We start from the raw sequence: 13137 nt of genomic DNA, 5'->3' as shown, positions 1-13137 counted from the left end.
GGGCCTACACCTCTGAGTTGGAGAAAAATCTCCAACACCAGAAAGTGTAGACCCGAAAATTCACAATATCTATTGCCAAGATTGCGTCTACATGATAATATATAAAAGTTGTCGAAGGGCAATACAGTACATGGGTGGTTAGCTCAGCTGGCAGAGCACCGGACTCTTAATCCGGGTGTCCAGGGTTCGATCCCCTGACCACCCATAACCAACATCACGTTTGACCGTCAAGCAATTTGCTTGGCGGTCTTTTTTTGTTCCCGAAAACATGAAGGCGAGATTAGAAAGTGCCCCGAAAATATTAGTTAACATAGTGACATCATAAACGAATGGGACTATGATTTCATTGACGATTGCTGCTGAAGGTGATTTCGGCAGCAGTTGGGTCAATTTTAATCACATTAAATACCTCTGGGAAGGTGCATACTGATGGTGCGCGAAAAACTGTTTAACTTAATTGCGAAGTACGCTATTTTTGTCTACGGCCTCATCTTTGCCGGTGCGTCGTGGTTGTTCTTCAAAACGGACTACTTCCAGCTGCATTACTCCACGAATGCGCTGTACAGGGCCACGCATAACATTGAGAAGATGGGCTACAGCCGGCTGAGCGGGAACGAAATGCAGCTGAATAACCCCGTGATGATTACGTTACTGGTGATTGGGGTGGTTCTGGGCGCATTCCTCATCGTTCAAAAACGCACCAATATGATTGCACATATCGGTGCGTTGCTACTGTTCATGGGCGCCGTCATCCCGCTACTGCCGCCGTACGACGAGAACCTCATCACCCGGATGCTACTGGCGATTGGTCTCATTAGCTTTGCGGCGATTGTGCAGTTCATCCTGATCTTCAACCACAATGCGGACCCAACACCGATTTGAATACGTGAAAACGGCCCCGAGCGTAAACTCGGAGCCGTTTTGTGTGGTGCGGCGTTAGATGGTGCCGGTGAGAACCATGGCGATGAGGCCCAGGCCCCCAATCATTGCAATCACGGCGACCGCGGTGCTTGACCACACTGCCTGCAGCGCGAAGGCGGAGGTTTGGGGCCCCGCGTCCGTCTTCAAGTAGTGCATGTACTTGCGCACCCGATACAGTTCGAATGCCCCGGCAAGAATCAGCACGAAACCAAAGATTATTCCCCAGATAGTCATGACAATTCCTTCTTTCGCTGTGGAGTATTTCCACACGTCAACAGTATGGTGCACCCCCCCATTTTTGCAAGCGATTTCCGCCGTCGCTTGTGAAAATAGGACTAAAGGCTGAAGTCTGGTATAATCACATTGTATTCGGTTGCAAAGTTGGCTAGGAGGGTGAACATGAAGAAGGCAAAAAAGGCTGCGGGGAAGGTTGGCGACGGGCTGCTTGAAGGCTTGCTCGATGAATTCGTGACGCCGTTCATCCTGATCGGGGTGGCAATTGCGGCAATCTTCGGCAAGCTGCGGCGCAAGAAACAATAGGTAGAAGCAGAAAGGGCGGATAACATGATTGATGCGGTAGTTTTTGATATGGATGGGGTGCTGGTCGACAGTGAACCTGTGTACTTCCGGCGCCAGATTCGGTTCATGCAGGAAAACGACGTGATTCCGGCGACAACGAACATTCAGGATTACGTCGGTAAGTCCAGTGACGTGGTGTGGGCGACGGCGATTCCTGACGAACGCGACCGGCGGCGGGTGCAGGAGGCGTACGAAATCTACGCCAGCAGCCACCCGATGAACTATCCGGAAATCATTACGCCCGGCGTCACCGAGCTGATGCACTTCTTGAAGGACAGCGGCTACAAGACCGCCCTCGCATCGGCCGGCCCCATCGACGGCATTGAAATCATGCTGGAGACGACCCACCTCAAGCCGTACTTCGATTCCGTGATTAGCGGCGAAACCATCGAGCACAATAAGCCCGACCCCCAGATTTACCTGCAGTCGCTGGCTAAGCTTGGTGTGGCAGCTGAGCACAGTGTGGCCATGGAGGACAGCTTCACCGGCATCACCGCGGCGCACCGCGCGGGGATGCAGGCTTGGGCACTGCGGCCAACGGCGTACACGCTGGATCAAAGTCATGCTGATCTGATTGTCGACAGCATGGCGGAAGTGCAGCGGCGGCTGACCCGGTAAACTAATTTCAGGCAACACTAAAACAGCGCCTCCGCTTCAAAATGCGGAGGCGCTGTTTTGCGTTTGCGCTGCGTGGTTTAGCTCTTCGATGGCAGGTAAGGCTTCAGCGCGTCCGCCAGACTGCGCAGGTTGCGGGTCTGGACGTAGATTTTGCCCGTGCCGTGGAAATGGTTGACGAAGCCCTCGCCGGTGGTGAAGCCGAACGTGCCGCTTGCGACCTCGATGTCGTAGTCAAGCGCCTGGTCCCAGGCAACCACGTGGCTGTTATCGACGACGTATTCGTTCGTGCCGTCGAGTTCCAGAGTGATGATGTCCCCGAAGCCACTGACCAGCAGGGTCCCGCGACCAGCCGTTTCCATCACGTACAGGCCACCGGTGCCGCCGAAGACCGCGCCACTGACCTTCTGCCGTACCATGTTGTAGGAGACATCAGCATCCCCCGCGAGGAACGCACCGGTGTTCAGCCGCAGCTGGGTGCCGCTGCCGACTTCCAGTGGGCGAATCACGCCGGGGTTGCCGGGTGCAATCGCGAGCTCGGAGTTGTCTTCAAGGCCCGTGGCGGTGGTGATGAAGAAGGACTCACCACTGGTCATGGAGCGACCCAGGGCGCGCACCATGCCGCCGAGGCCGGATTTGCCGTTGCTGTTCATGTGCCCGTCGAGTTTGATGGCGCCGTTGTGGTAAAGCATGGCTCCGGACTCGATTTGCATCGTTGCGCCGCGCGGAATGTTGATGACGGCGATGGGGAAGGTACTAGTTTCGGTGATTGTGTAGTCCATAACGAACCTCCAAAGTAGTTTTTAACTGCTAAATTCAGTATACGCTACAAACGGGCGTTGCTATGAAAATATTTGTAACCGCTTAATCATAACGGACGTTTTCCTATTGTTCCTGACCATTTGTGACCGTGAAGTTCCCGTCTGCAGTGGCCACCAAATCTGGGTGCGCCCGCAGGTAATCGGCAATCAGCGCGGTCATGTCGTTTTGGTTCTCCCGGATCACCTTATCGGCACCAAACATGGCGTAGTTGCCGCCCCCGCTGGCCCGGTACTGGTTGACCGTGACCTCTAGCTGGTCATCTGGCTGCACCGGCTGGCCGTGATATAGCAGCCGTGTGATGCGCGTACCCACCGGCCGGCTAACGTCAATCGTGTAGTCGATGCCCTGGTACATGTCGTAGTTGTAGTGCTGGGGTTTAGGCCGCGCGAAAATCGGGGTGACCATCAGTTTGCCGGCAGCGTCCAGACTGAAGTACTCGGCCGTTTTCTCCAGCGCCGCTTTGAGGTCGGCGCCGGTGAGGCTGAGGACGGACAGCGTGTTGGGGTAGACGTAATTGGTGACAATATCGCGCATGGTGATGGTGGGGTTGAACCCCTTGCCGTCGTTGTTAAACAGCGCGGTGCCGGCAATGTCGGTCCCAGTGGCGGCCATCTGCACCTTGTTGATGAACTCGATGTACGGCACTTCGCTGATGCGGGCGGCCGCGGGGTCGTGGATCTGCATGTCACCAGTTACGTGACCGATGGGCGAGTCGAGCCAGTCCTCGACCAAGGCGTTGGTGGCAGCAACTGCATCCTTGCTTGCTGGGTGCAGTGCTTTGGTGGCAGTGCTTTCCAGCCGGGCCTGACTGTTTGCAGCGTGCCAGCCGGCATTGTCGGGCTGCAAAGTGAGCGTGATGACCCCGACGTCTGCTCCGCGGTAACCGGGCTGGGTGACGGGGACGCCGTTAACGATGCCGCAGAGCTCGCGGTGCTGGTGGCCAGTAATCAATGCGTCAACGCCGGACACTTGCGTCAGCTCGTAGCCGACGTTTTCGCCCGTCAGCGGTTCGGTGGGTGCACCGGTGGTCAGGTCACGCTCGAAGCCACCGTGGTAGGCAATGACCACGATGTCGGCTTGCTGGTGCAGTAGCGGCACGTACTCTTGGGCCACGTCCACGGCGGATTTAAACTCAAGGCCGGCAATGTTGGCGGGGCCTTCCCAGTGCGGGATGTAGCTGGTAGTCAGGCCCAGTACGGCGATGCGGACGCCGGCGCGGGTGAAAATTTGGTACGGCTGGCCGAACGCGGGCTTGCCGTCCCGTAGAATATTGGCGCAGAGGATGGGGTAGTCGAGCGTGGTCACAGCCTGACTGAGGTAGTCGGCCCCGTAGTTGAATTCATGGTTGCCGAGCACGCCGGCATCATAGCCGACCGTGTTGTAAGCGGCGGTGAGCTGAGACGGCCGGTGGCTAATCTTGGCGGTGTAGTACGCAAAGGGCGAGCCTTGCAGCCAGTCGCCGTTTTCGATGGTGAGCACGGGCCCGGTTGCGGCCGCCCGCAGCTCGTCAATGGCAGTGTGCGCGCGGGTGAGGCCGAACGGCTGCGCTTGGTCCCGCGTGGTGTAGGTGGTCGGCAAGATGAAGCCGTGGGTGTCACTGGTGGAGAGTAATGTTAGTTGCATAATTGTGCCTCGTTTATAGAAATAGGAGCATCTTGGGCATGCTCCTATCGTGTGTTATTGAGTTTAAACCAAACGCTTGCGCAGCGTCCCGGATAGCCAGTCCACGATGGTGACCATGATGATGATCCCAATCAGGATGATGCCGACGCGAGACCAGTACCGGGTCTGGATGGCGAAGATGAGCGGCGTCCCGACCCCGCCGGCCCCAACCATCCCGAGAATCGAGGCGGACCGGATGGCCAGCTCGAACCGGTACAGGGTGTTGGAGACGAATTCGGGTAGCAACTGGGGCAGGCTGGCCAAAATGGTGACGGCTAGGCGCGTCCCCCCGGCAGCGGTGACGGATTCACCGGCACCGCCGTCCATGTTTTCGATGGCTTCCGAGAACAGCTTGGCGAGCATGCCGACACTGTGGAACCCCACGGCGAGGACCCCGGCGAAGGAGCCGGGACCAACCGCCTTGATGAACATCAGGGCCATGACGATTTCTGGGAACGTCCGGATGGCGGTCAAGACGAACTTCCCGGAGCGGGACGTGAGCCAGAACTTGTTCTTGGTGTGGGCCGCCCAGAAGGCAAAGGGTAGGCTGATGATGGCGCTGATGAACGTCCCGAGGAAGGCAATCCCGAGTGTTTGCAGCAGGGAACTGGTCAGGTCTTCACCGTCGCCGGTCCAGACGTAGCTCCAGTCGGGATGGATGATGCCGTTACCCATGGACTTGGCCACGACCACCGCGTTTGCTTTGAGCGAAAAGCTCGGCATGCCGGTGAAGGACCAGCCGATGAGCAAGAAGACGAGCGCCCAGCTGACCCAGAAGTACCAGCGGTGTGCGGCTGGTGCCTTTGGTAATTTGCTTGCATTGGTCATAGCAGTGCCTCCCGCGTTTTACCGCTGACGTAATCGATAAGCAGAACCACGATGAAGATGACGAGGACCATCAGCCCGACGCGGTCGTAGCGGAACATCGACAGCGACTGCTGCAGGTAGACCCCGATCCCGCCGGCCCCCAGGTACCCGAGGACGGTGCTGGCGCGGACGTTGATTTCGAAGGCGTAGAGCACGTAGGAAACAAAATAGTTGGCAATCTGGGGGAAAACGGCGAAGCGAATGATTTCAATCGTGTTGGCGCCGGCCGCACGCAGAGCTTCAAGCGGGCCGGGGTCGATGGTTTCAATGGCTTCATAGAATAGTTTGCCGACCATCCCGAATGTGAAGATGGCCAGGGTGATGACCCCGGCAACCGGGCCGATGCCGACAACGGCGACGAACAGGGCCGCGAGCATCAAGTCGGGGATGGTGCGGACGATGTTCAGGATGAAGCGGAACAGGCCGACGACGAGCTTGTTGGTGACGATGTTGCGTGCCACGAGCAGGGCGTAAGGGAAGGCGAGCACGGATCCAATCAGGGTTCCGAGGACGGCCATCTTGATGGTTTCAATCATGGGGTCGAACACATACGGTGTGTAGGCCCAATCGACATGACACATTTCCACGAAAATCTTGGTGAACTGATCAATGTTGGCGAAGAAGGTGCCCATGTGTGCGTCGGTGATGAAGGCGGACCAGATCAGGCCGGCAACCATCACGATACTCAGCACCCATTTCTGCCACGGGAAGGCGCGTTTTGGTAGTTCCATGCTATTCCTCCTCCTCCTGGCCGGAGTAAATCTGGGCCATGGTGGCGTCGTCGGCCTGGGCAACGGGACCGTCGAAGACCTTCTCACCGGCGCGAATGCCGATGATGCGGGTTCCGTATTCGCGGGCCAGTTCGACGTTGTGCAGGTTGATCAGCACGGTGATACCCATTTCGCGGTTAATTCGCTGCAGGTCATCCATGACGCGCTTAGTGGTCTGCGGGTCGAGGCTGGCGATGGGCTCGTCGGCTAGGATGATGCGGGGCGACTGGGTGAGGGCACGGGCGATGGAGACCCGCTGCTGCTGGCCCCCGGAGAGCTGGTCGGCACGCGTGTAGACTTTGTCCTCCAGTTCCACCGTCTTGAGCGCGGCGTAGGCCCGCTCTTTGTCCTCCTGGGAGAAGAGGCCGAACAGCATTTTCCAGGTCGGGTAGAAGCCGACGCGGCCGGTCAGCACGTTCTTCAGCACCGTGGCGCGCTTAACGAGGTTGAAGTTCTGGAAAATCATGCCGATTTGCCGCCGGATGTGCAGCAATTGCTTGCCGCGGGCCTTGGTGATGGATTGGCCATCGATGCGGATGTCACCGCTAGAGACATCGTGCAGTTTGTTGACGGCACGCATCAGGGTACTCTTGCCGGCCCCACTAAGGCCGACGACAACCACGAACTCGCCGGGGTTAATGGTCAGGTTGATGTCTTTGAGGCCGACGACGCCATTGCTATAAGTCTTGTTTACGTTCTCGAATTCAATTACGGGTTTTGTGTCCGTCATGTTTTTTCCTCCAGATACCGGCAATGATGGCGATATGTTGTGGGGTCTTAGGGACCCCGTCGAACTGTATGTGCTGAATTTCGCTATAAAAAGAGGCCGAGACACTGTCTCGGCCTCCATGCAGCGGGACTTACTTGCTTTCGCTGTTCGCAATCTTGTCGTACTTGCGCACAATGTTGAAGTCGGAATCCTTCGCCTTAACGTAACCTTCGTGGGTGTAGACGCTACTGATGATGGCGTGCCCCTTCTTGCTCTTGGCAATCTTGATGAAGGCGGCAGCGAGCTTCTTCCGGAATGCGGCCGACATGTCTTCGCGGACGGAAATCGTGTCGTTAGGGATTGGCTTGGTGAAGTAGATTGGTTCAACCTTGTTCATGATGTCGGGGACATCCTTCTGCACGATGGTCCGGGCGTCTTCGAAGACGAAGGCGGCGTCGGTGTCACCGTTCAGAACGGACATAACGCCCTGGTCGTGACCCTTAACGGTAACGAGGGTGTTGTCCTTGGGGATGTCGATACCCTTATTCTTGAGTTCAGCAACGGGCCAGATGTAGCCGGCAGAACTGGTGACATCCTGAACGGCAATCTTCTTGCCCTTCAGATCCTTGTAGGACTTGATGTTTGAGCCCTTCTTGACGACGATCATGGACCGGTAATTCTTAACCAGCTTATTGGTGGTCTTCCCACCGGGCTGCTTGATGCCGTAACGTTCAGCCTGGAGCAGGATATCTGCAGCACCCTGCTTGTGGGCCTGAACGTAGCCATCAGGAGGGAGGAAGCCGACATCGACCTGCTTGGAATCCATTGCTTCAACGATTGAGTTGTAGTCGGTGGAGACGGAAACCTTAACGGGGATGTGCAGCTGGGCCTTCAGCAGCTTTTCGAGTGGCTTGGCCTTAGCTTCGATGGTGTCGGCTGAAGATGAAGGAACAAATTGGATATTCAGTGACTTAGGTGTGTAACCTTTACTACTACTATTCTTGGCGGTTGATGATGATTTACTGCCGCAAGCGGTCAGCGATACGGCGGCGAGTAATGCAACGCCGGTAACAGCGAGTGTCTTCCAGAACTTCATTAGAGTTGGTCCCCCAGAATTTGTGTTGTCTGTGCAGCTGCTCAGCATGGCGAAAACACGAACAATAATTGCATAAATCCGCTGATCGGGCGGTAAAAGTCGAATTTTCTTTGCCAAAGAAAGTATAAAACCGAATAATCGGGATTACAACACGAAAGCCACAATTTATGTACAAAATCTTCACAATGTTTCGTGAAACAAAGTTAATGTTCGGAAATTGCTGAACAATTATGTGTGCCAGTTCTGCAAAGACAGGGGTTATTACTGATGAAGGACGTTATTGAATTTGTGCACTTATCTGCAAAATTCACGCAATTAGGACTGATTTTGGGCTAGTTATTGATATTTAAATTGCAAAACACGAACAATGCCTGATTTTTGCCGATAAAAATAGCCGCAGCGTAATGCTGCGGCAGGCTGAACTATTTTTGGTGGTGCCGATGCCAGTACACGCCAGTCATGATGGCTAGGTAAATCACGCCAACGAGGAGCGACACGCGCGTTTCGGGATTGAGGAACATGAACACCAGCACGAACGCGAGGAAGGCGAGGGTGAGGTAGTTGCTGTACGGGGCGAACGGCATCTTGAATGGATGCTGGGCCATCTTGTCCGCGTGCACCTTCCGGAAGCGCATCTCCGAGATGAGGATGACGACCCACGGCACCATGCCGGGCAGGACGCTGGAGCTATAGACGAGCACGAAGATACTGTCGGCCCCGGGGGCGAATAGCGGCAGGAGGGCGTTCAAGATCACGCCCAGGAGAATGCCGGCGCCGACGAGGACAACGGGGTAGAAGGGCACCCCGTGGCGGTTGAGCTTGGTGAACATGCGCGGCAACTTCTTGTCCTCCGCGAGGGTAAACAGCATGCGGCTGGCGGAGTAAATCCCCGAGTTGGCGCCGGACAGGGCAGCCGTGACCACGACGAAGTTCACGATGCTGGCCGCGGCGGTGATGCCGATTTTGGCGAATGTCTGCACGAACGGGGACCCAATGGCACTGAGCTGGTTCCACGGGTAGATGGCGACGATGACGAAGATTGCGCCGACGTAGAAAATCAGGATGCGGCCGACGGTGTCCTTGACCGCTTTCACGATGGTTGGCTGCGGATTTTCCGCCTCGCCCGCGGTGATGCCGAGCAGTTCGACCCCCTGGTAGGAGCCGACGACAATTGAGAGTGCAAAGCAAAAGCCCGAGATGCCGTGGGTGAAGAAGCCGCCGTGGGTCCACAGGTTACTGATGCCGACGGGGTGGCCACCGTTACCGAAACCGAAGATGATGACCCCGAGACCAGCCACAATCATGAGGATGATGGTCACCACTTTAACCAGGGCGAACCAGAATTCCATTTCGCCAAACATGCGCACGGAAATCAGGTTGGCGAGGACCAATGTGGTGATGGCGACTAAGCCGGGCAGCCAGCCAGGCAGGTGTGGCCACCAGAACTGGAAGTACTCACCAATGGCAATCATTTCGGACATCCCCACGACTACGAACTGGAAGATGTTACTCCAGGCGGTCAGGTAGCCGAAGAGGGGGTGCATGTATTCGGTGGCGAACTTGGCGAACGACCCGGTTGCCGGATCGACGTACAGCATTTCCCCTAGCGCCCGCATGATGAGGTACAGAAACAGTCCGGCGATGGTGTACGCCAATAGGACTGAGGGGCCGGTCCACTTAATGGTGGCCGTGGCGCCCATGAACAGGCCAACACCAATCGTGCCGCCTAGAGCAATCATCTGCATGTGTCGTGCGCTAAGTTTTCGCTTCATTCGCCGTCTTTGCCCCGCGGGTGCCCGTGCGGGGTTCCTTTCTGATTCGTAGACATGTGTCACGAATTGCGACACAACAATGGTAGTTATGTTACACTTTTTGTCTCAAAAGCGCAAACAGAAGGCTACGAAAGCTGAACAAACGCCGCATTAGTCTTGGCGCTTGACCTTGGTCAGGTGGGTCTTGGTGTCCGAGGCGGTGACGATGAGGTCGTAGTCCGGGTCATTTTCGATGGCGCCGAAGTTGAAGCAACTGATGCCGTCTTCGTCGATTTCGGCGCTCTTGAGCTGCTCGTGCATGATGAGGCGCAACCGGTCGGCGGTGTGCTGCCGTGCGCGGACGGTTTCCGCCGCCTTGGCCAGGGTGTAGCCGTCGTCTAGCATCTGCTTAATGGCCGTCATCGCGATGATATTCTGAATGGAATACCGCTTGTTGCGGCCGTCAGAATGATGAAAAGAGGTCAGCAGTCCTTTCTTCTCCCAATACCGAATCTGGGTCAAGGTCGCGCCAGACACGCGGCTAGCCTCCCCGATGCCGATTGATAGGTCTAATTTTTTCAGTAAATGTGTCGTATCTAAGCCCACAATTTTCACTCCTGTCCATTGACTTATTTAAAATATAGTTGTAATGTTTAGTCTTGTCAATATCACATTATGTAATAAAGCAACAACGTAATGTGGTTAGAACGGGACATCAGCAAGCAGTGCTGGTGCCATAGTTACTATAGATAAGTTAAGGGGCGATACTTTTGGACGTACGCGATACCAAGGGCCGCAAGATTAATGTGGCGCTGCTGGTGGTCACCCTGATTACAGGGGTGTTCATCACTGTTTTGAACCAAACCATCCTCGCAACGGCGTTCCCGACGCTGATGGATGAATTTAACATCGATACCGGGACCGTGCAGTGGCTGACGACCGGGTTCATGCTGGTTAACGGGATTATGATCCCGGTCTCCGCGTTCCTGGCGGCCAAGGTGCCCACACGCTGGCTCTACATCGGCGCGATGGCCATCTTCGGCGTGGGGACGACGGTGGCGTTTGTCGCGAGCGACTTCGCGCTACTGCTGACTGGGCGGCTGATTCAGGCCGTTGGGGTCGGGGTCACGATGCCGCTGCTGCAAAACATCATGCTCAGTATCTTCCCACCCGAAAAGCGGGGGAGTGCCATGGGCCTGTCCGGACTCGCCATTGGGGTGGCACCGGCGATTGGGCCGACGCTGTCTGGCTGGGTCATCGATAACTTCGGCTGGCGGACGCTGTTCGGAATGCTGCTGCCAATCATCGTGATTGTGCTGATTATGGCGCTGTTTTTCATGCGCGACGTACTGCCTAACAGCAACCCGAAGCTCGATTTTCTGTCTTTAGTTGAATCCTCAATCGGATTTGGCCTGCTGCTGTACGGCTTCTCCGAGGTCTCCAGCAATGGCTGGCTCGACCCAGTTGTTATCGGCACTATCGCCGGCGGGATTGTCTTCATCGGCCTGTTCGTGTTCCGGCAGCTGCACATGGATGATCCGTTCCTGCAGCTGCGGGTGTTCAGCAGCAAGATTTTCACCCTTTCCACCATTCTTGGGTCCATCGCGAACATGGCGATGGTCGGGGTCGAAATGATTCTGCCAATGTACCTGCAGATTATCCACGGCAAGACGGCGCTGCAATCCGGGCTGACCTTACTGCCTGGGGCCCTGATGATGGGGGTAATGAGCCCTATCACCGGGATTGTCTTCGATAAAATCGGGGCAAAGCGTTTGGCCCAGCTCGGTCTGTTCATCTTGACGGTTGGCACACTGCCATACGCATTCGTGACCGAAACCACACCGTCGATTTTCATCACCATTATCTACGCCGTGCGGATGTTCGGGGTCTCCATGGTGATGATGCCGCTGACGACCAACGGGATGAACGCCCTGTCCGGGGACTTGATTCGCCACGGGACCGCCGTGAACAACACGGTGCGGCAGGTGGCAACGTCCATGACCACCGCGATTCTCGTGTCCGTGCTGTCGAACGTGACGAACGCGGCTGCGCCAGCCAAGCACATGCTGACGACCAACCCCTTGGGTTACAAGCACGCATTCTTTAGCGCGACGCTGAGTGGGTACCACGCATCATTCTGGTTTGCCATCGGCTTCTCCGCGCTCGGCTGGTTGCTCACGTTCTTCCTGAACAAGAAGGTAACGGCAACTAAGGACGTTAATCCCAAGCAAGTTGCGGCAAAGGAGGGGACGAACTAATGATTGTTGCATTAATTATTATTAGCACCATCGCGCTGTACCTCGCGTTCATTATGATGCGCACCTCCGTTTTGCGCAGCGTCCTGGTCGTGATTTTCGGCGCCGGACTGATGGGCTCGATGTTCATGGTTTACGCCAACGACCACAGCCATTTCGGGATGGAAAAGGTGACGACGACGCAAACCAGCACGATTTACAGTGCATCACCAAGCAAGGCCCTACCCCTGTTGCTGCGGCAGGACGTCGGGACCGACGGCAAGCACCAGGTGTACATCTACAAGCTGAACCCGAAGCACAAGGCGACCCACACCAAGGCCGACTACGATGTACACAACAAGGTGGTTGCGACTAACGCTAAGTCGGCGACCCTTACCAGCAAGAAGACGGTGTGGCGCTACAAGAACGGCTTCTTCAAGACGCTGTTCATGAACCAGAACAACAACCACCTGGTGAAGCAGGTCAACACCATCGAACTGCCGAAGACGTGGACGGAACTCAGCACCAAGCAGGCCAAAGCGCTGAGCAAGCGCTTGGCGAGCCTGAAGAATCCAAGCGCAAAGCAGAAGGCCCAGATGGCAGCGGCCGTGCAGCAAGCGGTCATTGCGGCCAAGATGAAGAATCCGCACTTGACGGCAGCCCAGCAGAAGCAAGTAATTGCGCAGGCACAGGCTAAGCTGCAGGCCGCAGCGATTCAGGCGGCCATTAAGCAGGTTAAGGCATCAGTTAAGTAACCAAAAAAGTTGCGTCCACTCGTAGTGGGCGCAACTTTTTTATTTACCGTTAATCTAGATACCCGTTTTGCATCATTGCCTTACCGCGGGTGGTGAAAATCGGGGTGATGACGTTTAGAATGTCGCTTAGCTGGACGAAGAACTTCTCGGCTGCCGGCGTTAACCCGGTCTTCAGCGCTTCCAGCCGCAGACTAGCCATGGTGCGGTTCACCACGGCGACGGAGTAATGGTTCTGCTCCAGTTCGGCCTTGGCGAGCAACCCAATTTTCCGCTCGCGGTCGGTTAACCCTTCCGTCAGTACGTAGTCGTAATACAGATTGAGAATCTCTTCGTCTGTCGGTTTTTTGCCGAACATT

15 protein-coding genes and 1 tRNA gene are annotated in these 13137 nt (G+C 56.0%); 6 read left to right on the top strand and 10 right to left on the bottom strand.

Going from position 1 to position 13137, the window contains the following annotated elements:
- Positions 1 to 132 precede the first annotated feature (132 nt).
- Positions 133 to 205, top strand: a tRNA-Lys gene (locus FC18_RS10665).
- Positions 206 to 429: 224 nt separating this feature from the next.
- Entirely contained in the window at positions 430 to 882 is a 453-nt protein-coding gene (locus FC18_RS10660; RefSeq protein WP_054676752.1) for a hypothetical protein, read from the top strand.
- A gap of 54 nt (positions 883 to 936) precedes the next feature.
- On the opposite strand, the gene FC18_RS10655 is transcribed toward FC18_RS10660, so the two are convergent.
- Complete coding sequence (locus tag FC18_RS10655; protein ID WP_054676756.1) at positions 937 to 1155, bottom strand: hypothetical protein; 219 nt, start codon at positions 1153 to 1155, stop codon at positions 937 to 939.
- A gap of 165 nt (positions 1156 to 1320) precedes the next feature.
- Here FC18_RS10655 and FC18_RS12170 point away from each other — a divergent pair, with 165 nt between their 5' ends.
- Positions 1321 to 1461, top strand: coding sequence for a hypothetical protein (locus FC18_RS12170; protein ID WP_156300787.1), 141 nt, complete (start codon positions 1321 to 1323; stop codon positions 1459 to 1461).
- Between the two features lie 24 nt (positions 1462 to 1485).
- Positions 1486 to 2118 (top strand): HAD family hydrolase, encoded by a 633-nt coding sequence (locus FC18_RS10650; protein WP_054676758.1) that lies wholly within the window; start codon positions 1486 to 1488, stop codon positions 2116 to 2118.
- A 77-nt stretch (positions 2119 to 2195) separates the two neighbouring features.
- Here the strand turns inward: FC18_RS10650 and FC18_RS10645 are convergent, their stop codons facing one another.
- The 8 genes from FC18_RS10645 to FC18_RS10610 all read right to left on the bottom strand — a co-directional run bounded on the left by FC18_RS10645 (position 2196) and on the right by FC18_RS10610 (position 10398).
- A complete protein-coding gene (locus tag FC18_RS10645) occupies positions 2196 to 2897 on the bottom strand; it encodes a TIGR00266 family protein (protein ID WP_054676761.1) in 702 nt (233 codons plus the stop codon).
- 103 nt (positions 2898 to 3000) lie between these two features.
- Positions 3001 to 4560: a bifunctional metallophosphatase/5'-nucleotidase gene (locus FC18_RS10640; RefSeq protein WP_054676766.1), complete on the bottom strand. Its 1560-nt coding sequence runs from the start codon at positions 4558 to 4560 to the stop codon at positions 3001 to 3003.
- Between the two features lie 63 nt (positions 4561 to 4623).
- Positions 4624 to 5427 carry a phosphonate ABC transporter, permease protein PhnE gene (gene phnE / locus FC18_RS10635; protein WP_054676769.1) on the bottom strand — a complete coding sequence of 268 codons (804 nt, stop codon included), beginning with the start codon at positions 5425 to 5427 and terminating at the stop codon, positions 4624 to 4626.
- Complete coding sequence (gene phnE / locus FC18_RS10630) at positions 5424 to 6197, bottom strand: phosphonate ABC transporter, permease protein PhnE (protein ID WP_054676772.1); 774 nt, start codon at positions 6195 to 6197, stop codon at positions 5424 to 5426. Before phnE (FC18_RS10630) ends, phnE (FC18_RS10635) begins: the two co-directional genes overlap by 4 nt.
- 1 nt (position 6198) lies before the next feature.
- Positions 6199 to 6966, bottom strand: a complete 768-nt coding sequence (gene phnC, locus FC18_RS10625; protein WP_056976267.1) for a phosphonate ABC transporter ATP-binding protein — start codon at positions 6964 to 6966, stop codon at positions 6199 to 6201.
- Positions 6967 to 7096: 130 nt separating this feature from the next.
- The gene (locus tag FC18_RS10620) at positions 7097 to 8041 is read right to left on the bottom strand and encodes a phosphate/phosphite/phosphonate ABC transporter substrate-binding protein (RefSeq protein WP_054676775.1); all 945 of its coding nucleotides are present in this window, start codon (positions 8039 to 8041) and stop codon (positions 7097 to 7099) included.
- A 422-nt stretch (positions 8042 to 8463) separates the two neighbouring features.
- A complete protein-coding gene (locus FC18_RS10615; protein ID WP_056976265.1) occupies positions 8464 to 9813 on the bottom strand; it encodes an amino acid permease in 1350 nt (449 codons plus the stop codon).
- Positions 9814 to 9963: 150 nt separating this feature from the next.
- Positions 9964 to 10398: a MerR family transcriptional regulator gene (locus FC18_RS10610; protein WP_225353630.1), complete on the bottom strand. Its 435-nt coding sequence runs from the start codon at positions 10396 to 10398 to the stop codon at positions 9964 to 9966.
- 164 nt (positions 10399 to 10562) lie between these two features.
- On the opposite strand from FC18_RS10610, the gene FC18_RS10605 reads away from it, so the two are divergent.
- On the top strand, positions 10563 to 12050 hold the full coding sequence (locus FC18_RS10605; protein ID WP_056976263.1) for an MDR family MFS transporter: 1488 nt from the start codon (positions 10563 to 10565) through the stop codon (positions 12048 to 12050).
- Positions 12050 to 12781 carry a DUF4811 domain-containing protein gene (locus tag FC18_RS10600; RefSeq protein ID WP_054676778.1) on the top strand — a complete coding sequence of 244 codons (732 nt, stop codon included), beginning with the start codon at positions 12050 to 12052 and terminating at the stop codon, positions 12779 to 12781. The genes FC18_RS10605 and FC18_RS10600 overlap by 1 nt, the downstream gene beginning before the upstream one ends.
- 49 nt (positions 12782 to 12830) lie before the next feature.
- Here the strand turns inward: FC18_RS10600 and FC18_RS10595 are convergent, their stop codons facing one another.
- Positions 12831 to 13136, bottom strand: a complete 306-nt coding sequence (locus FC18_RS10595; RefSeq protein ID WP_054676781.1) for a hypothetical protein — start codon at positions 13134 to 13136, stop codon at positions 12831 to 12833.
- Between the last annotated feature and the right edge of the window lies 1 nt (position 13137).

Source organism: Lacticaseibacillus sharpeae JCM 1186 = DSM 20505 (genome assembly GCF_001436225.1).
Taxonomy (GTDB): Bacteria; Bacillota; Bacilli; order Lactobacillales; family Lactobacillaceae; genus Lacticaseibacillus; species Lacticaseibacillus sharpeae.
Note: the sequence above shows the minus strand (reverse complement) of the source record. Positions and strands in the feature narration are given on the sequence as shown.